We start from the raw sequence: 19492 nt of genomic DNA, 5'->3' as shown, positions 1-19492 counted from the left end.
CTACGCGGCCTACATGCAGGCCTACGGCCGTGCCGGTCTCGACGCGATCGATCTCAGGGGAGTGAAGTTCCTCGCCAGGCTCAATTGATACACGATCGAGTTCGGCCTCATGCTCGTGGGTGGCCACGTGAAGGCTTATGGGGCGGGGATCATGTCGTCGTACGGCGAGGCGCGGTACATGCTTCATGATCCCTCGCCGCACGTGCTGCGGTTCGACCTGGAGCGGGTGCTGCGGACCGGCCATTCCATCGACGATTTCCAGGCTACCTCCTTCGCGATCGACAGCTTCGAGGCGTTGTTCGAGGAGTGCATCACGCGGCCGTTCGCACCGCTCTACGAGTCGTCCCGCGCGCAGCCGCTCCTGACGCCGTTCGAGATCCACGCCACCGACACGGTGCTGCACCGCGGCACGGGCGCCTCCTGGAAGGATTTCCCCGTACGGAAGACGGCGCTCAAGTAGGGCCGACTCGGCCGAGTGGCGGCGAGCCGTCGCTGATGTACGACCGGTCGCATTCAGGGAGGGCTTTTTCCACGGCTAACGGTCCGTGGACAAAGCCATCTGAGGCGAGTGTCCACTGTGGCGACCGCGGGAAACGCCGAGGGTTTCCCAGGCCGCCATCGGCCGCATCCCGCGGCGGATCGCTTTTTCAGGATTCGTCCCGAACAGGAGGACCGACGCTGATGGCAGGCTCCAGCTCGGATTCCGCTCGCCGGCCAAGCCGGAGGCGTACATGGAGATCCATCGCCCGGAGATCTACACTTCCCCGAGATCGTCCCCGAGCGATGCACCGACCGAAGACACCGGCACACGCTGACCGACTCGGTGACGCCTGTGCATCGCCACACGGGAGCCTCCGATGAATCCGGCCAAGGTGCGCCGCAGCGCCGTCACCCGCCTCACCGACCTGCCGAACGTCGGGCCGGCCATGGCGCGTGATTTCGAGCGGCTCGGGATCAGGTCGCCGGCCGACCTCGAGGGGCGCGACCCGCTCGCCCTGTACGAAGCCCTGTGCAAAGCGACACGCACGCGGCACGACCCGTGCGTCCTCGACGTGTTCATGTCGGTGACGGGATTCATGGCCGGTGGCGAACCTCGGCCCTGGTGGGAGTTCACGGCGGAACGGAAGCGGCGCTTCGGGGCGATGGCGGCAGCGCGCAAGGGCCGGGCAAAACGCCGGCGGTGACACCGCTCCCGTCGTGCATCGCTTCGCCTCCCCGTCGACTCCGGCTAGGCTCACGGCCGTGGGAGCGTGGGTTGGTCGCGGTTCGCACCAAGCCGACGCGCGACGGCACGATTTCCCTTCCCTCCTCACGACTTCCCCTCCCCGGCCCGCGGCCGAGTAGCCCGCAGCCGGGCGGATCGACGACACCCGGGCATCCGGCCTGACGACGGAGGACCAACCGTGGCAACGCGCCCCCTTCCCGAGACCGTCCCTGCCGATCTGGCCGACCGGCTGCGCGCCCGGTTTCAGGACTGGCCATTGATCGCGGCCTGGGGGCTGGCGATCGAGGCGCTCGAGCCGGGCCGGGCGGAGGTCAGCCTCCCTGCCACGCCGGCGGTGACCAACGGGCCGCGCGGCCACGTCAACGGCGGCGTTCTGGCGGCGCTGGCCGACCTCGCCAGCGCCCTGGCGTTGAGCACCGCGTTCGAGGGGCGCATGCCGTTCGCGACATCGGACCTCCACATCCGCTACCTCGAGCCCGCCATCGGCATGGTCACCGCCAAGGCCGAGGTCGTGCGGCTCTCCGAACGCAGCGGCGTCGTCGAATGCCGGATCCATGCCGGCGGGGAGATCGCCTGCCTGTCGACCGCCCAATTCGCGATCCGGCGCGGCCTGGCCGGATGACGCGGCGGTGACACGGCCAATCGGGCAAGCCCCACGGCCCCGGGGATGACCGTGGACAAAGCCCTCCGTGGCCCCGACCGGCCGCGGGCCTGCCGGCTCATCGAGTCCACTCAGGCGAGGATGTCGGTGAGGACGTGGCCGTGGACGTCGGTCAGACGCCGGTCGATGCCGTTGTTGCGCCAGGTGAGCTTGGTGTGTTCGATCCCCAACAGCCGCAGCACGGTGGCGTGGACATCGTGCACGGTCGTCGGATCGTCGCGGTCGAGCGGCTTGTAGCCCCACTGGTCGCTCAACCCGCTCGTCACGCCCCCCTTGATCCCGCCGCCGCACAGCCAGGTGGTGAACACGTAGGGATTGTGGTCGCGCCCCCGGCCGCCCTGCGAGCTCGGCATCCGGCCGAATTCCGTCGTCCACAGCACGAGCGTGTCGTCGAGCATGCCGCGCCGGTCGAGATCCTGGATCAGCGCGGCGGCCCCGCGCGCCATGCCGAGGGCGAGCGGCCCGTGGTCGCGGGCGACGTCCTCGTGCGAATCCCAGTTGCGCCGTGGAAAGCCGTTGTCGTTGCCGCTCCAGACCTGCACGAAGCGGACGCCCCGCTCGAGCAGCCGCCGGGCCGCCAGGCAGCGGAGGCCGAAGTGGTGCGTCTCCTCTTCGGCGTTGATCTCGGCCGGCCAGGCGCCGCGCTCGGGTTGGACGCCATACAGGGCGCGGACATGGGCCGGCTCCGCGGCGATGTCGAGCGCCTCGGGCGCCGCCAGCTGCATCCGCGCCGCCAACTCGTACGACCGGATCCGCGCCTCGAGCCGTGAGTCTCCCGGCCGGGCTTCTTCATGACGGCGGTTGAGCCGGGCGAGAACGTCGCGCGTGGCGGCGTCGGCACTCGCCGTGACGAACGGGCCGGCGGCGTGGGGCCGCAGGTCGGCGACCGGATCGGCGGCCGCCGGCTGCACGACAGTGCCCGAGTAGCGCGCGGGGAGGAACCCGGCGTCCCAGTTCTTCACGCCGTTGGAGGCATAGCCGCGATGGTCGGGGAGGACGACGAACGTCGGGAGGTTGTCGTTGAGCGAGCCGAGGGCGTAGCTCACCCAGCAGCCGGCGCCGGGAAACCCGGGGAGGACGAAGCCGGTCGTCTGGAGGAGCGTGGCCGCCGAGTGGACCCCCGACGAGCTCACCATGTCGTGGATGAACGCCATCCGGTCGACGACCGCGCCGAGGGGAGCGACCACGTCCGACAGCAATTTGCCGCAGCCACCGTAGGGGGCGAACTCCCATACCGGCTTGAGCCACGGGCCGAGGCCGTCCTGAAACGCCTCGACCGCCTCGCCGAAATCGCTCGGCTGCCCATGGCGCCTGACGAGCTCCGGTTTGTGGTCGAAGAGGTCGATGTGGCTGGCGGCCCCGGCCATGAACAGCTGCACCACGCGCTTCACGCGCGGCGGATGGATGCAGGCCGGATGCAGCCCGGCGCCACCGTCGGCGACCGCCTCGCGCTGGCCCGCCAGCAGCGCTGCCAGGGCGATCCCGCCGAGCCCGCCGCCGCTCCCCGCCAGCCAGTCGCGGCGCGACACGGCCTCCGGGCCTGCGGCGCGGTGAAACGGCGAATCGTTGCGGAATCGACGGCGCGGCATCGGGACACCGGAACGGTTCAATCGACGAACGTGAACTCGGCGAGGTTGAACAGCGCCCGGCAGACGTTGTCCATGCCATGGTCGCGGGCCACGTCGACCAGCGCCGCCACCTCGGCCGGCTCGGGAGGCCGGCCACAGCCGAGGAGAAACGCGCGTGTCACCTGTGACTCGAGGTCGGGCCCGGCCTCGCGGGCCACGCGCTCGGCGAACACGTGCGACTGGACGAGCATGAAGCCGTTGTTGAGCAGCGCCAGGGCCTGCGGCGCCGAGATGCTTTCGGTGCGTTTTTCGACCCGCATCGACGGGTCGGCGCAGTCGAGGCTCGTCATGAACGGCTGCGTCTGGCTGCGGACGACGAACCGGTACACGCCACGCCGCCAGGTCGAGCGGTCGGCGGGATCGGCCAGGTCGTAGCGGTAGTGGGGCGAGTGCTCGGGGCGCTCGACCTTGAAATCCTGCCAGCCCGGCCCCCCCATCGTCAGGTCGAGCGCGCCGCTCACCGCCAGGACGGCATCGCGCACCCCCTCGGCCTCGAGCCGGCGCCGCTGCTGCCGCCACACCAGGGTGTTGTCGGAATCGACGGCCGCGGCGTCGGCTCGGGAGGCCGACTGCTGGCGGTAGGTGGCACTGGTGACGATCAGGCGGTGGAGCGACTTGAGCGACCCGCCACCGTCGCGGAACGTCGCCGCCAGCCAGTCGAGGAGGTCGGGGTGCGACGGCCTCGCCCCCATCCGGCCGAAATCGCTCGGCGTGTCGACCAGCCCGCGGCCGAAGTGGTAGTGCCACACACGGTTGACGGCGCTGCGCCAGGTGAGCGGATTGGCCGGGTCGACGAGCCAGTGCGCAAGCGCCGCACGCCGCTCCCCCTCCGCATGGCCCGGCGGCAGCTCGAACCGCGCCGCGAGCATGCCCACGGCCGACAACGTACCCGGGCCCACTTCGCGCGTCGGGGCGAGGACGTTGCCACGGGAGAGGACGTGGATCGGCCGCGGCTGGCCCTGGCGCTTGTGGCTGGTGGCCGAGTAGACACGCGCGAGGGGCGGGAGCGCCGCCCGCGCCGCCTCGGCCGCGGTGATCTCGCTCGCCACGGCCTCGAGCGCGGCTGACGTGTCGGGGTCGCGCGCCGCGGCCAGCAGCCGCTCCCGTTCCTCGCGAAGGGGCGCGGCGGTGTCGTCGGACCCCGCGGGGCTCGTGCCGTCGACGAGGTTCGCCCGCCCCCACCGCGGCGGCGCCTCGATCGAATCGGCGGCCGTGACCGCCGCGCCAGCCGCGAGATTCGTTCCGTCGGCGGTGCGGACGACCAGTTCGGCGAGGGCGAAGATGAAGTCGTTCTGCCGCGGTGCGAGCTTCGTGGCGGTGATGCGGACGTGGCGCGCGCCCGTGCCGCAGGAGAAGGTCTGCGGTTTCGTCCCCGGGTTGGCCACGTCGGCCTCGGTGAACGCCGCCACCGTGGTGACCCCGTCGCGAAACTCCGGATCGTTCGCCACCTCGACACGGAATCGGCGCGGGTAGCCGAAGCCGGCGCCGATCCCCGCGAACTCGTCGTGGCAGGGATGGAGGACGATCTCGTGGATCGCCCGTTCGGCACCAAGATCGACCTGGACCCACTTCGCCACGTCCGCGCCGGCCTCGATGGCGGAGTGCCAGCCGTAGGCGGGTGTTGGATTGGGGCCGGCGGGCTTGGGAAGGGCGGCGATCGCCCGATCGAGCTCCTCCAGCCGGGGCCCCGCGGCCTCGCGGACCCGGGCCTCGAGGTCGCGGCGCCGGCCGGCCAGCGCGTCGAGCCGCGCCGCGAGCTCGGCGTGGGTGCGCGCCACCTGCGGATCGGCGGCATACGGGCGGTCGTCACGGTCGACCGCCGCGAACACCGCCTGGAGCGAGTAGTAGTCGTCCTGGCTGACAGGGTCGAACTTGTGGGCGTGGCACTGGGCGCAGTGCACCGTCACGCTGGCGAACGTGCCGATCGTGGTGGCGACCATGTCGTCGCGGTCGAGGTGACGGGCGATCTTGCCGTCTGTCTTCGTCTCCGGCACCTCGACATGGCCGATGAAATCCCATGGGCCGGCGGCCAGGAATCCGAGCGCCTCCTGGCCGTCGCGGGTGTCGGGCCAGAGCACGTCGCCGGCGATCTGCTCGGCCACGAACCGGGCGTAGGGCTTGTCGTCGTTGAGGGCGCGGATCACGTAGTCGCGGTACGGCCAGGCGTTGGGGCGCGGCTTGTCCTTGTCGTAACCGTGGGTGTCGCCGTAGTGGACGACGTCGAGCCAGTGCCGCGCCCAGCGCTCGCCATGGCGCGGGCTGGCCAGCAGCTTGTCGACGAGGGTTTCGTAGGCGTTCGGATCGGGATCGGCCACGAACGCCTCGACATCGGCCGGATCGGGGGGCAGGCCGAGGAGGTCGAACGACAGCCGCCGGATGAGCGTGCGCCGGTCGGCGACGGGGGCGGGGGCCAGGCCCCGTTCGGCCAGTGCCCGGCGCACGAAGAAGTCGATCGCGTTCCGTTCCGGCTCCACGGCCGGCAGGCCGGCGAATGCCGCCACGGCCGGTGGCACGGGCACCGTCTTCACCGGCTGCCAGGCCCAATGGTCGAGGCGCTCGTCACGCGCGGCCGGCTCCGGCCCGTCGGCCCCCGGCCACGGTGCGCCGGCGTCGATCCAGGTGGCCAGCGCCGCAACCTCGGCGTCGGTGAGCCGCTCGCCGTCCGGCGGCATCCGCTCGGAGGGCTTCGTCGATCTGATCCGGCGCACCAATTCGCTCGCCGCCCCCTTGCCGAGGACGACCGCCGGCCCGAAGTCGCCGCCGGTCAGGACCCCGGCGCGTGTGTCGAGCCGCAGGTGCGATTCCTGCGTGTCGGGGCCGTGGCAGTCGACGCACCGGACCGTGAGTAGGGCCCGCGCGGCGGCATGGGCGTCACCGTCCGTCGGCAGGTCGGCGGCGATGCGGGAAAGCGGCGCGAGCAGCACGAGCATCGGCCACGCGCTTCGCCAGCCACGGTCCATGGAACCCCTCGCTGAGGGCGATCGAGCCGACGGAATGCGGTACCGGTTTCGACGGGCGCCCCGCTGACCGATCGCGCTCCTGGAGCCACCGTGGCCAGCCATGCCCGCCACGGCACACGGCTGCTAGGCTTGCTTCATTGCAACGTAGTATAAATCGATCGAACCGGCGGGGGTGGACACGTGGGGGCATGGCGAATATCGGACACCGTGCCGGCCGATCTTGCCGAGCGCATGCAGGGCCGGTTCCAGGATTGGCCACCGATCGCGAATTGGGCCCTGTCGATCGCGGATCTCCAACCGGGCCGGGCCGAGATGCATCTGACCGCGACGGCCGCGGTCACCAATGGCCCCCGCGGCACCGTCAACGGCGGCGTGCTGGCGGCGCTCGCCGACCTGACCAGTGCCCTCGCCCTGAGCACGGCCTTCGACGGCAAGATGCCGTTCGCCACCTCCGATCTCCATATCCGCTACCTCGAACCGGCCGTCGGCGTGGTCGCGGCGAAGGCCGAGGTCGTGCGGCTATCGGGGCGCAGCGCCGTGGTCGAATGCCAGATCCGGGCCGCCGACGAGATCGCCTGCCTGTGCACCGCGCAATTCGCGATCCGACGCTCCCTGGGAGGATGACGCCGCCACCGGCCCGGCAGCGCCGTGGTCACGGCGGCAGACCCGCCCCGCATCAGCGCGTCGGGGGCGTCGCGTTCGCGGGTGGGCGGCTGAACCGGAAGCAGTCGATGTCGCCGACGCTCATCGATTCGCCGTTGGCGTCCATCACCACTTTCATCACCGACCGCCCTGCCGGCACGCGCACCCCTCCGACGCGGATCGTCTGCAGCTTTCCCCATCCGCCTGTGTCGGGGACCGTGATCGGCCCGGTGGCATCGACCCCGTCGAACTCGATGTGGAACCGACCTCCCGCCTTCGCCGAGGCCACCGGAATCTCGACCGTGTACGGCCCCGGGGCGTTCACCTCGACGGTGTAGACGAGCCACTCGCCGGCGCGTGTCCAGCCGATCCCGTGGCCGTTCGAGGCATCGGGGCGGCGCTCGATGTCGACCTGCGTCGGGCCGCGGTAGTCGGCTCCTTCGTTGACGGCGTTGACGTCGTGGTACGCGACGCCAGCCTCCCCCTCGTCGAAATCCTCCGCCTCGACGACTCCCGGAATCCGCCGCGGGGTGCCACCGAACGGCAGCGTCGCCGCGCGTTCGGAGGCAAGAAACAGGACGCAGATCACGACCAGGGGCACCCTCATGACGAACCCTTTCAAGAGCAGATGGCCGGGAAGGTGCCGGTCGCGGGCACACGGTCGGGCCTGCGGCCTGGCCGTCAGCGCGCGGCCTCGCGCCGCACGTGGCGCGGCGCGATCACGTCGGTCGCCAACCCGACCCGCTCGAGGAGCAGGATCACATAGTAGGTGACGTCGATCTCCCACCAGCGGTGCTGGACCGAGGCGCTGGCCGGGTCGTGGTGGTGGTTGTTGTGCCACCCCTCGCCCATCGCGACGAGGGCGACGAGCCAGTTGTTACGGCTGTCCTCGTCCGTCGCGTAGGTCCGGTAGCCGAACAGGTGGGTCAGCGAGTTGACGCTCCAGGTGATGTGCCAGACCAGGACCGTGCGGACGAACACGCCCCACACGAGCACGCTTGCCGCGCAGGTGTAGCCGGCGGCCCAGTCGCCTCCCCACCATCTGCCCACGGCGAGCCCCGCCAGCCAGTAGGCGGCTGCGTGCAGCGCGTAGATCCAGACGGTCGCGGTCGGGTGACGCTCGAGCGAGCGGAAGAACCCGTCGGCGAGGATGTCGCGCGCATAGCGGTCGAGAAACGCCCAGCCCTTGCGCTGCGGCACGCGGCGGAACAGCCAGCCCATGTGCGACCAGGCGATCCCGCGCCGCGGCGAGTGCGGATCCTCCGGGTCGTCGGAGTGGGCATGGTGGAGGCGGTGATTGGCCACCCATCGCGCGGGAGTGTCTTCCAGCGAGCACAGCGCGACGACGGCCAGCGCCCGCTCCAGCCAGCGCGGCACCTTGAGGCTCCGGTGCGCGAGAAGACGGTGGTAGCAGAGATTGATCCCGAGCGTCCCGAACACGAACGTGCCGACCGCGGCGAGTGCGACTGCGGGCCAACTGCAATACGCCGGAAACAGCGCGAGACCGGCCAGCAGATGGACGGCCACGATCGGCACGAGGTATTCCCAGTGGATCGCGGTGCCGATGGCCGCGCGGGGCGCGGTGGAGGAGACAGCCAAGGTTGTCCTCGGGTTGAGAGGTCCGGTCCATGGACTTGCCCGATTGTCGCGGAGCGCGCCGGTTTCGCAAGAACCACGTCGATCGCCGGCAGCCGCCGGATGCCGCGCCCCGCTCCCGCCGGTTACGATTGTCGTGCCTCACATCCGGCGCGACCGTCATCCCTTCCCCAGCCGATGCGGAGCGGGGCTCAAATGACCGACCTTCGCACCTGTCGCGACGACCAAGGCGTCGAGGCCGGCGGGGATGCTCCGGGGCCATGCCGCGGAGCCGAGCCGTGACCGCGCCGCTCCTGGCGATGGACGGGATCTCGAAGACGTATCCTGGCGTGCAGGCGCTGGCCGACGTCCGCCTCGATCTCGCCCGCGGGGAGGTCCTCGCCTTGCTCGGCGAAAACGGTGCCGGCAAGAGCACGCTGATGAAGATCCTCGGCGGCGCCGTGCGCCCCGACGCCGGACGGATCGTCATCGACGGCGTCGAACGGGCGCTGCGGACGCCGCCCGACGCGATCCGCGCCGGCGTCGCCGTGATCCACCAGGAATTCAATCTCGTTCCGGCGCTCGGGGCCGCCGACAATCTCTTCCTCGGGCAAGAGATCGCCCATGGCCTGCCCGGCTTCGGCATCGTCGACCGCGCGGCCCAGCGGCACCGGGCCGGCGCGATCCTCGCTCGGCTCGGCGCCGACTTCGATCCCGACCGCCCCTGCCGCACGCTGTCGGTGGCCGGGCAGCAGCTCGTGGAGATCGCCAAGGCGCTGGTGTCGGGGGCGCGGATCCTCGTCATGGACGAGCCGAGCGCGGCCCTGTCGGCTCCCGAGGTGGCGGCGCTGCACGGCGTGATCCGCGACTTGCGCCGCGACGGCACGGGGATCGTCTACGTCACCCACCGGCTCGACGAGATCGCCTCCGTCTGCGACCGCGTGACGGTCCTCCGCGACGGGCGCAACGCCGGGGGCACCGCGGTGGCCGCTGCCGACCGGGCCGACCTGATCCGCCTGATGGTCGGTCGGGAGCTCACCGAGGAGTTCCCCCACCGCGACACGGTGCCGGGCGCGGCGCGGCTCGTCGTCGCCGGGCTGTCGCGTGGGACGGCCGTCCGTGGCGTCTCGTTCACCGCGCGGCGCGGCGAGGTGCTGGCGATCACCGGCCTGGTCGGTTCGGGCCGGACGGAGGTCCTCCGGCTCCTGTTCGGTGCCGACCGGCGCGACGCCGGCAGCGTGCACCTCGACGGCGTGCCGGTCGCGCCGCGCTCCCCCGCCGCCGCGATCGCGGCCGGGATCGGCCTCCTCCCCGAGGACCGCAAGCTCCAGGGGCTCGTCCTCGGTCTCTCGGTCCGCGAGAACTTCGCCCTCCCGAACCTCGCCCGGTTGTCGCACGGCGGCGTCGTCAGTCGCACCGACGAGCGGCGCGAGTGTGGCGAATTCATCGCATCGCTGCGGATCAGGACCCCGCGCCAGGAGGCGGCGGTGCGGGGGTTGTCGGGCGGCAACCAGCAGAAGGTGGTGCTCGCCAAGTGGCTGGCGCGGCGCTGCGAGGTGCTCCTGTTCGACGAGCCGACGCGCGGCGTCGACGTCGGAGCGAAGGTCGAGATCTACCGGCTGATCAACGACCTCGCCGCCGCCGGCAAGGTCGTGGTGATGGTCAGCTCCGACCTCCCCGAGGTGCTGGGGATGGCCGATCGGATCGTCGTCATGCACGACGGGCGGATCACCGGCCGGATCGACGACGTCGCGACGGCCACCCAGGAATCGATCATGGAGGCCGCCGTCGCATGATCGCCCTCCGACAGGCGCTCGCCCTGCTTCGGGGCCGGCTTCACGAACTCGGCATGGCGTGGGTGCTGCTCGCGCTGTGCGTGCTGTTCAGCGTGCTGACCTGGAGCGAACAGCAGCCCTCCGGCGCCGCGGCCGCCGACGCCATCGCCGAGCGGATCCTCGCCGCCACGCCGCACCCCCGCGTGCTGGTGGCGATCCGCGACGTCCCCGACGACGTCGCCCTCGCCGACCGGCTCGTCGACCGGCTCCGCAGCGGCGGGGCGACGGTCGTCGCGGTCGCCAAGGGGGGGCCGAAGGACGCGCGGGACGCGCTCGGGCGCGTTGCTGCAGAGACCCCGGGGCTCGACGCGATCGCCGGGAGCGCCGCGAGCATGGCGTGGGGCGTGTTCGCCGACGTCGGCACCGACTTCCCCGCGCTCGGCGCGCCGGCGCTGGTGCGCCCGCGGTCCTACCGGTGGCCCAACTTCCTCAAGGCCGAAAACCTTCTCAACATCGCCAACCAGATCGCCGTGATCGCGATCCTTGCCGTCGGAATGACGCTGGTGATCCTCACCGGCGGCATCGACCTGTCGGTCGGGAGCATCATCGCGCTGGCCAGCGTGGTGACCGCGATCGTCATCCGCGACCGGTGCGGCGGCGTCGCGGCGGGACCGGGGGGCATGGTCGTCGCCGGGCTCGTCGGGATCGCCGTCGGCGCGGCGTGTGGCGCCGTGTCGGGGGGCGTGGTCGTGGCCTTCGGGATCCCGCCGTTCATCGCGACGCTGGCGATGATGCTCGTGGCCGGGGGCACGGCGTCCTTGCTCGCGCGCGGCGAGAGCGTGTACCAACTCCCCGACGGCTTCATGTGGCTCGGCCGCGGGGCCGACCTGGTCGGGATTCCCAACGCCGTCGTCGCGATGCTCACCCTGTACGCGCTCGCCCAGTTCACGATGACGCGGACGACGTTCGGGCGCTGGGTCCTCGCCGTCGGCGGCAACCGCGAGGCGGCGCGTCTCTCGGGCGTGCCGGTGTCGGCGACGCTCGTGGCGGCCTACGTCCTCTCCGGGGCGCTGGCGGCGCTCGGCGGAGTCGTCATGGCATCGCAGCTCAAGAGTGGCTCGCCGAACTTCGGGCAGATGTACGAGCTGTTCACGATCGCCGCGGTGGTGGTCGGGGGAACGAGCCTCGCCGGGGGCGAGGGAAGCATTGTCGGGACGCTCGTCGGCGCCCTGGTCACGGCCGTGATCAACAACGGCATGAACCTCCTCGGCATCGAGAGCTACACGCAGCGCGTCGTCCTCGGCCTGGTGATCCTCGGCGCGGTCCTCCTCGACCGGCTCCGCCGCCGCTGACCGGCCGGACCGTCGCCCGAGGCCGGCTGACCTTCGCTCCCGGGCCAAGCTGCCTGGACGCCGTCGTGCGACCGCTACGCGCCGGGCCGCCCCTGCTCGAACAGGTCGGTCGTCCGGCACCAGAAGTCGCCGCCGAGGCGCGCCACCGTGCGAATCCGGAGCGGGTCGGGCTGGCCGGCCGCGTCGAGCACGGCATCGTCGACGACGATCGTCACCACCTCGCCGATGACGAGGTTGGCGGAGATCGGCCCCGATCCGATCGGGATCACCTGCTGCATCCGGCACTCCATCGCGAATGCCACGCCGGCCAGCCGCGGAGGCGCCACCCGCCGCGAGGCAACCGTCTCCATCCCCACCAGCTCGACCTCGCTCTCGTCCGGCGGAAGCGGCGCCGCGCTGCGGTTGATCTCCGCGGCATGCCGCTCGGTGGCGGCGTTGATCACGAATTCGCCGCCGTGCTCGATGTTGACCAGCGTGTCCTTGCGCTTGCCGTCGCGGGTCAGCGTCGGCGAGATCACGACCACCGGCGGGTTGGCGCCGAAGGCGTTGAAGAAGCTGAACGGCGCCAGATTGACGACGCCGCGCGGCGAGAGCGTGGTCACCCAGGCGATCGGCCGCGGCGTGACCAACCCGACGAGGACACGGTACACGTCGACCACCTCGGTCCGTGCGACGTCGATCTCCATCACCCCTCCATCCACGACAACGGGTACTCGGGCCGGTCGAACACCAGGGCGCCGCGGGCGACTGCCAGCGGCCGGAACGTGTCGATCATCACCGCCAGCTCGTCGGTCCGGTCCACGTTCCGGCTGGCGACGATCGTCCCGGGATGCGGGCCGTGCGGGATGCCGTGGGGATGGAGCGTGAACGAGCCTGCCTCCACACCGCGCCGGCTGCCGAACCTGCCGCGGACGTAGTACAGCACCTCGTCCGACTCGACGTTGCTGTGGACGTAGGGGACCTTCACCGCCCGGGGATCGGTATCGAGCATCCGTGGGGCGAACGTGCAGATCACGAACCCCGGCCCGTCGAACGTCTGGTGGATCGGCGGCGGCTGGTGGATCCGGCCGGTGATCGGCTCGAAGTCCTCCGCATTGAACGCGAACGGGTAGACCATCCCGTCCCAGCCGACGACATCGAACGGATGGCTCGCGACCTCGTACCGGGCGCGGCGTTCGCCGTCGCGGACGACGATCGTGTGCCGGCCCTCCGCATCGATCGGCACCGGGGACTCCGGGCCACGGATGTCGCGCTCGCCGTAGGGGGCGCCGAGGCGGAGCTGGCCGTCGGGATTGAGGTAGCGCTTCGGGAACCGGATCGTGCCGCGGGCCTCGACGACGAGCAGATCGGCCGCCGTCGGGTCGTCGAAATCGACGCGGTAGGTCGTGCACTTCGGGATCACGACGTAGTCCAGCGGCCGGAACGGCAGCGAACCGAACATCGTCTCCAGCCGCCCCGTGCCAGCGTGGACGAACAGCACTTCGTCGTCGCGGGCGTTGCGGAACAGCTCGCGCTGCGGGCCGGCGGGCCGGCACCGCGAGATCACCACCTCGGCGTTGAAGAACATCGCAATCCGCCCGTCAACGACGTCGCCGGCGCGGCCGAGGGCGCCGGTGGCGAGGTGGACGTGCCGCAGCGGCAGCTCGGCGGCGGCCGGCGCGGGAACGAACGGCAACGGCTCGATCGCGGTCACGCGAGTCGGCGGCCGGAGGTGGTAGGCGATGCTGTAGCCCCGGGAGAAACCCTCGGTCGAAATCACTTCTTCGTAGTGGATCCCCTCGCCGAGAAACCCCGGTGTCCGGGGAAGCTCCGTATGGCGCTTCGGTGGGATCGTGCCGCGGCGGAGATAGTGGGGCACGGCGGCGGGCTCCTGGCGCGGGTTCAGCGGCGTGGCGCGGCGATCCGATTCTCGAGGGCGCCGAGCCTCTCGACCGACAGCGTGACGACGTCGCCGGGCACGAGCCAGCCACCGACGTTCTCGGGGCCGAGCTCGAGGATGCATCCCCCGCCGACAGTGCCCGACCCGAGGACGTCGCCTGGGTACAGGGTCGCGTCGCGGCTGGCATGGGCGAGAAGCTGCGGCCAGGTCCAGTGCATCGTCTCCGCGTCGCCTCTCGAGACGACGCGACCGTTGACAGCGGCCTCCATGCGCAGCCGGAGGCGACCGTCGGCGTACCGATCGGCGAGCCGCTCGAACGGGACGACCGCGGGGCCCAACGCGTTGGCGAAATCCTTCCCCTTCGCCGGACCGAGCCCGACCGCCATCTCCTGCCGCTGCAGGTCACGCGCCGAGAAGTCGTCGTAGATCGTGAACCCGAGCAGGCAATCGAGGGCCCGGTCGTCCGCCGGCAGATCGCGGGCCTCGTGCCCGACGACCGCGGCGATCTCGAGCTCGAAATCGAGCTCGCGTGTCTCCAGCGGCGGGACGACCTCGTCGCCGTTGCCGATCACCGAGTGGGGATTGGAAAAGTAGAACACCGGCACCTCGTACCACTGCGGCACCATCCCCAGGCCGCGCTGCCGCCGGCAGGTGAGGACATGCTGCTCGAAGGCGTAGAAGTCGCGGATCGTCCGCACCGGGGGGAGCGGGACGGCCATCACAATGTCCCCCGCAGCGCCTGCTCCCGCTCGATGGCCTCGAACAGCGCCTTGAAGTTCCCCTTGCCGAAGCTCTTCGAGCCGTGGCGCTCGATGATCTCGAAGAACAAGGTCGGGCGGTCCTGCACCGGCTTGGTGAAGATCTGGAGCATGTAGCCCTCGTCGTCACGATCGACGAGGATCCCGAGATCGGCCAGCTCCTCGACGTCCTCCTCGATCGGCCCGACGCGGTCGACGAGCGTGTCGTAGTAGGTGCGCGGCACGCGCAGGAACGAGACGTCGTTGGCCCGCAACGCCCGGACCGTGGCGACGATGTCGTTGGTCGCCAGGGCGATGTGCTGGACCCCGGCGCCCCCGTAGAAGTCGACGTACTCCTCGATCTGGCTGCGCCGCCGCCCCTTCGCCGGCTCGTTGATCGGGAACTTGATCCGCCCTCGCCCGCCCTGCACGACCTTCGACATCAGTGCCGAGTACTCGGTCGAGATGTCTTGGTCGTCGAACGAGACCAATTGCTCGAAGCCGAGGACGGTCCGGTAGAAGTCGACCCACTCGTTCATCCGCCCCTCCTCGACGTTGCCGACGACATGGTCGATGGCGAGGAGGCCGGCGGGATGGTAGGTCGCGGGGCTGTAGCGTTCGGGATCGATCGCCACGTAGCCCGGGGCGAAGGCGCCGTGGTAGCGATCGCGGTTGACGAACGTGTGGGTCGTGTCGCCGTAGGCGCGGATCGTGGCGTATTCGTAGACCCCGTTGTCATTCTCGATCGCCCGCGGGCCGATCACGCCGACGGCCCCGCGCTCGACGGCGAGGTTGTACGCCAACCGCACGTCGTCGACGGCCAGGGCGATGTCGGCGACCCCGTCGCCGTGGAGGATCAGCCGCGACGCCTCGGGATGGTTGGGACGGAGCGGCGACTGGAGCACGAACGTGATCCCGCCCTGCTGGAGGACGTAGCCGGCCTCGTCCTTCATCTTCGTCTCGAGGCCGGCGTAGGCGACGACCTCGAAGCCGTAGGCGTTGCGGTAGAAGAACGCCGACTGCCGGGCGTTGCCGACGAAGAACCGGATGTGGTCGATCTTGCGGAGGGGAATGTCCTGGGCGGCCGCCATCGCTCGGTCCTCGTCGGCAGCGCGGGCCTGACCATCGCTCCGTTGGCCCGCGGAATCGCCGGGATTATAGCCGGCGCGGTGGATCCACCGCATGGCCGTCGGCCTCGCGCACCATCCGCGCCCACCCGACGAAGAAGGCGAGGCACTCGGGATTGGCGAGGGCGCCGGCGTTGCCCACGGGGCAGTCCGAGATCGCGTTGCGCGCGGCGATCTCGGACAGCTTGCCGCTCACCGTCCGCGGGAGGTCGGGCGCCGCGACGACGAGGTGGGGCACGTGGCGCGGCGAACACTGGCGCCGGAGGCGGTCACGGACCGCCGCCTCGAGGGCGGCATCGAGCGTGGCCCCCGGCGCGAGCCTCAGGAAGAGGACGATCCGCTCGTCACCATCGCGGCGGAGGGCCGTCGCCAGCCCCTCGACGACCTCGGGGAACGCCGCCAACTCGCGGTAGATCTCCCCGGTCCCGATCCGCACGCCACCCGGATTGAGGACGGCGTCGGAGCGGCCGTAGATCACCATCCCGCCGCTGGCCGTCTCCAGGGCCCAGTCGCCGTGACACCAGATGTCGGGGTAGCGATCGAAATAGGCGTGATGGTAGGCCCGCCCCTCCGGGTCGTTCCAAAACCCGAGCGGCATGCTCGGAAATGGCGTCCGGCAGACGAGCTCGCCGGCGACGCCGACGACCGACCGTCCCGACTCGTCGGCCACGGCGACGTCCATCCCCAAGCCCTTGCACTGGATCTCCCCCGCCCGCACCGGCAGCGTCGGATCGCCGAGGACGAAGCACGACACGATGTCGGTACCGCCGGAGATCGACGCCAGGTGCATGTCGGGCTTGACGGCGCGGTACAGCCAGCGGAATTGATCGGGCAGCAGCGGCGACCCGGTCGAGAGCAGCGCCCGCAACGCGGCCAGGGCGTGCCGGCTGCCGGGGAGGAAGCCGCGCTGCTCGATCGCTGCGAAGTACCGGGCGCTGGCACCGAAGTGCGTCACTCCCTCCTCATCGGCGACGTCCCAGAGGATCCCCGGATGCGGCTCGAGCGGCGAACCGTCGTAAAGAACGATCGCCGCGTCGCTGGCGAGGGCGCTGACCAGCCAATTCCACATCATCCAGCCGGTGGTCGTGTAGTAGAGCAGCCGGTCTCCCGGGCCGATGTCGCAGTGGAGGCGGTGCTCCTTGAGGTGCTGGAGGAGCGTGCCCCCCGCGCCATGGACGATGCATTTCGGGGCGCCGGTCGTGCCGGAGGAGTAGAGGATCGCGAGCGGCTGGGCGAAGGGAAAACGCTTCAGGGTGATCGGCACGAGCCGCCGCGTCTGGATCTCCTCCCAGTCGGCGAGCCGCACGCCGGGGAGCGCCTGTGGCGCCGCGCCGACGTGGACCCAGTCGGTCAGCGACGGCAGCCGTGCCGCCAGGCGCCCGAGGCGCTCGTCGAGCCCGAGCGACTTTCCCGCATAGCGCGTCGTCGCCGTCGAGACGAGCACGGTCGGCTCGATCTGGCCGAACCGGTCGTAGAGGGCGGCGTCACCGAAATCGGGCGAACAGCACGACCAGACTCCGCCCAACGCCGCCGTGGCGAGCATCGCGATCACCGCCTCGACGCGGTTGGGGAGGACGGCGGCCACACGCATACCGGGAACGACGCCGCAGTCAGCGAGGTGCCGGGCGAGCCGGCAGACGGCCTGCCAGAGCTCCAACCGCGTGAGGGTGGCGACCAGTCCCTGCTCGTCGTGGGCAATCACGGCCGGCGCACCGGCATACGTCGCGTCACCGAGGCGCGAGGGCCAGAGCAGGTTTTCGACGATGTTCAGCCGGCCCTCGGGGAAGAATCGCCACTCGCGGAACACCGTTGCCGGTAGGCAGTCGACCGGGCCGGGGTCGCCGTCGACCTCGCAGAAGTCCCACACCTCGCGCCAAAACCTGCCTGGTTTCTCGACGCTCCAGCGATGCAGCGCGACGCGGTCCGCGCCCGCACGAGGGTGCCGCTCCGTCACGGCCGCCCTGAAGCGGGTGATCGCGGAGCGCTCGATGGACGCGGGGGAAGGCATCCAGAGTACGTCGTCGGCAGTCGTCGCCATGCGGTATCCGTGAACAGGCGATGGGACCGGTCGCCCCAGGATCGGCGCCCGGATCCCGAGGACACAATCCCGTTGCCCAATCACCTCCTGTCGTGCCGATCGGCCGCGACGATCTCCGACCCACTGGCGGCGGAAACGACGCGCCCGTCCTCGAGTCGATACACGACGTCGCACTGCTCGACCGTGCTGAGGCGGTGGGCGACGATGATCACCGTCATTTTCCCGTGAAGTGCCTCGATGGCCTCCATGAATTCCCGTTCGGTTTCGGCGTCGAGCGAACTGGTCGCCTCGTCGAGCACGAGCACCTGAGGGTCGCGATACAACGCCCGGGCGATCGCCACCCGCTGTCGTTGCCCGCCGGAAAGCCTCACGCTGCGCTCACCGACGATCGTGTCCACGCCGCTGGCCAAGCTGGCGACGAAGCCATCGAGGCACGCGGCCGACAGCGCCCGCGTTACGGCAGAGTCGTCGATGTCCTCGTCGTGGACGCCGAAGGCCACGTTCCTGCGGATGCTTCCGTCGACCAGATAGATCGACTGAGGGACGTAACCGATGATCGCCTGCCAGCCACGGGGATTGGACTGGATGTCGACGCCATCCACGGTCACCACACCCGCCGACGGTGGCAGCAGACCCAAGAGCACGTCGATCAGCGTGCTCTTCCCCGCACCGCTCGCCCCGATGAAGCCCACCTCGCTGCCGCGCGGGATCGCCAGATCGATGTCGTGGAGAACCTCTGCGTCACCGCCGGGATAGCGATACGAAACATGATCGAGGCGGATCCGCTCCGAGAACGTGACCGGGGTCGCCGGCTCGTGTTTCGGCATCGTTGCCCCCAACGACAGGTAGTGACGCACCGCTGCGATCATCGGCTTGGCACTGCGGAGGCGCTGGGCGGAAATTGCCACATGGTTCACCGATGGCAGCATCCGGAAAGCGACGGTCGCATACAGGCCGAGGAACGGGAGCAGGGATCGCACCGGCTTGCCCTCCCAGGCCATCACGCCCGCCAGCAGAAACAGCGTCACGACGGCGACCAGTTCGAACCATGGACGTGGCACCTGTTCGGCGAGCCAATGCAGAGCGACCAAGCGTGCATGGACCGCCGATTGCGCCTGGAAGTCGTCAGAGCACTCGCTCTCACAGCCGTGAACCTTGACTTCCTTGACGCCGCCGAGTGCCTCCTGGACGTGCTTGCGGAGAGATCCCATGTACCGCATCCGGGCCTCGGCCCAGCGCTGCGTTCGCACCCGCACGAGACGCGACAACAACCAGGCCGAGACACCGAGCATGACGACGATGACTGCCGCGCCGACGGGCTCGAACCACACCAACATGACCAGCAACCCGAGGCCGAGGAGCGACTCGGAGACGATCCGTAACAGGTCGATGCAAACTACCGAGAATCGTTGGCTCTCCTCGAGCACGTGGACGATCGAAGCGGTGTTCCTCTGGAGATAGAACGTCCACGGCTGCGTCATGACGTTGGCGAACACGAACCGGCTGACATGCGACTGGACCGCGCGGACGTACCACGCTTGCAGGTAGCTGCAGACGAGGATGAACAGCGACTTGAACGCGAACACCAACACCAAACCGAGCAGAAGCACGACGATCGTCCGCGCCGTCGGCGGATCGCCAAGGGTCTGGACGACCGGGCGCAGGGGGGCGGGCAGCAACGACGAGTCGCTCGTCATCACCACCAGCACCGGAACGATCAATCCGATGCTGAGCATTTCGATGGCGGTCGCCGCCACCATCAAGCCGAGGACGACGAACGTCCGTAGTCGCAGGCTCGGTGGCAGGATTGCCCAGACGGTTCGGAAGAGGCTGATCACGTGTGAGTCACGGTTCGGATCCCGGCGACGACCGACTCGCCTTCGGTTTCAGTGT

Annotated in this window: 16 protein-coding genes; 6 read left to right on the top strand and 10 right to left on the bottom strand. The window is 70.4% G+C overall.

Features of this window, described 5'->3' with window-relative positions:
• Positions 1 to 109 precede the first annotated feature (109 nt).
• From FJ309_13735 to FJ309_13725, 3 genes are all read left to right on the top strand, one after another.
• Positions 110 to 460 (top strand): hypothetical protein, encoded by a 351-nt coding sequence (locus FJ309_13735; GenBank protein ID MBM3955653.1) that lies wholly within the window; start codon positions 110 to 112, stop codon positions 458 to 460.
• 397 nt (positions 461 to 857) lie between these two features.
• Positions 858 to 1184: a mitomycin resistance protein gene (locus FJ309_13730; protein ID MBM3955652.1), complete on the top strand. Its 327-nt coding sequence runs from the start codon at positions 858 to 860 to the stop codon at positions 1182 to 1184.
• Between the two features lie 66 nt (positions 1185 to 1250).
• Complete coding sequence (locus FJ309_13725) at positions 1251 to 1847, top strand: PaaI family thioesterase (protein MBM3955651.1); 597 nt, start codon at positions 1251 to 1253, stop codon at positions 1845 to 1847.
• A gap of 110 nt (positions 1848 to 1957) precedes the next feature.
• On the opposite strand, the gene FJ309_13720 is transcribed toward FJ309_13725, so the two are convergent.
• On the bottom strand, positions 1958 to 3475 hold the full coding sequence (locus FJ309_13720) for a DUF1501 domain-containing protein (protein MBM3955650.1): 1518 nt from the start codon (positions 3473 to 3475) through the stop codon (positions 1958 to 1960).
• 17 nt (positions 3476 to 3492) lie between these two features.
• A complete protein-coding gene (locus FJ309_13715; protein ID MBM3955649.1) occupies positions 3493 to 6444 on the bottom strand; it encodes a DUF1553 domain-containing protein in 2952 nt (983 codons plus the stop codon).
• A gap of 237 nt (positions 6445 to 6681) precedes the next feature.
• Here FJ309_13715 and FJ309_13710 point away from each other — a divergent pair, with 237 nt between their 5' ends.
• Entirely contained in the window at positions 6682 to 7098 is a 417-nt protein-coding gene (locus tag FJ309_13710; protein MBM3955648.1) for a PaaI family thioesterase, read from the top strand.
• 52 nt (positions 7099 to 7150) lie between these two features.
• Here FJ309_13710 and FJ309_13705 read toward each other — a convergent pair whose 3' ends face one another.
• Both FJ309_13705 and FJ309_13700 read right to left on the bottom strand, forming a co-directional pair.
• Positions 7151 to 7723: a carbohydrate-binding protein gene (locus FJ309_13705; GenBank protein ID MBM3955647.1), complete on the bottom strand. Its 573-nt coding sequence runs from the start codon at positions 7721 to 7723 to the stop codon at positions 7151 to 7153.
• A 74-nt stretch (positions 7724 to 7797) separates the two neighbouring features.
• The gene (locus FJ309_13700; GenBank protein ID MBM3955646.1) at positions 7798 to 8844 is read right to left on the bottom strand and encodes an acyl-CoA desaturase; all 1047 of its coding nucleotides are present in this window, start codon (positions 8842 to 8844) and stop codon (positions 7798 to 7800) included.
• Between the two features lie 167 nt (positions 8845 to 9011).
• Here FJ309_13700 and FJ309_13695 point away from each other — a divergent pair, with 167 nt between their 5' ends.
• Together FJ309_13695 and FJ309_13690 are read left to right on the top strand one after the other, a co-directional pair.
• Positions 9012 to 10487 (top strand): sugar ABC transporter ATP-binding protein, encoded by a 1476-nt coding sequence (locus FJ309_13695; protein ID MBM3955645.1) that lies wholly within the window; start codon positions 9012 to 9014, stop codon positions 10485 to 10487.
• A complete protein-coding gene (locus tag FJ309_13690; protein ID MBM3955644.1) occupies positions 10484 to 11818 on the top strand; it encodes an ABC transporter permease in 1335 nt (444 codons plus the stop codon). Before FJ309_13695 ends, FJ309_13690 begins: the two co-directional genes overlap by 4 nt.
• Positions 11819 to 11892: 74 nt before the next feature.
• Here the strand turns inward: FJ309_13690 and FJ309_13685 are convergent, their stop codons facing one another.
• The 6 genes from FJ309_13685 to FJ309_13660 form a co-directional block, all read right to left on the bottom strand.
• Positions 11893 to 12504 carry a flavin reductase family protein gene (locus FJ309_13685; protein ID MBM3955643.1) on the bottom strand — a complete coding sequence of 204 codons (612 nt, stop codon included), beginning with the start codon at positions 12502 to 12504 and terminating at the stop codon, positions 11893 to 11895.
• Complete coding sequence (locus tag FJ309_13680) at positions 12504 to 13676, bottom strand: homogentisate 1,2-dioxygenase (protein ID MBM3955642.1); 1173 nt, start codon at positions 13674 to 13676, stop codon at positions 12504 to 12506. Before FJ309_13680 ends, FJ309_13685 begins: the two co-directional genes overlap by 1 nt.
• 23 nt (positions 13677 to 13699) lie before the next feature.
• Positions 13700 to 14416, bottom strand: coding sequence for a fumarylacetoacetate hydrolase family protein (locus FJ309_13675; GenBank protein ID MBM3955641.1), 717 nt, complete (start codon positions 14414 to 14416; stop codon positions 13700 to 13702).
• On the bottom strand, positions 14416 to 15525 hold the full coding sequence (gene hppD, locus FJ309_13670; GenBank protein MBM3955640.1) for a 4-hydroxyphenylpyruvate dioxygenase: 1110 nt from the start codon (positions 15523 to 15525) through the stop codon (positions 14416 to 14418). The genes FJ309_13675 and hppD overlap by 1 nt, the downstream gene beginning before the upstream one ends.
• 64 nt (positions 15526 to 15589) lie before the next feature.
• Positions 15590 to 17599: an acetoacetate--CoA ligase gene (locus FJ309_13665; protein MBM3955639.1), complete on the bottom strand. Its 2010-nt coding sequence runs from the start codon at positions 17597 to 17599 to the stop codon at positions 15590 to 15592.
• A gap of 80 nt (positions 17600 to 17679) precedes the next feature.
• Complete coding sequence (locus FJ309_13660; GenBank protein MBM3955638.1) at positions 17680 to 19437, bottom strand: ABC transporter ATP-binding protein; 1758 nt, start codon at positions 19435 to 19437, stop codon at positions 17680 to 17682.
• Positions 19438 to 19492 lie beyond the last annotated feature (55 nt).

This window comes from Planctomycetota bacterium, assembly GCA_016872555.1.
GTDB lineage: Bacteria > Planctomycetota > Planctomycetia > Pirellulales > UBA1268 > F1-20-MAGs016.
Note: the sequence above shows the minus strand (reverse complement) of the source record. Positions and strands in the feature narration are given on the sequence as shown.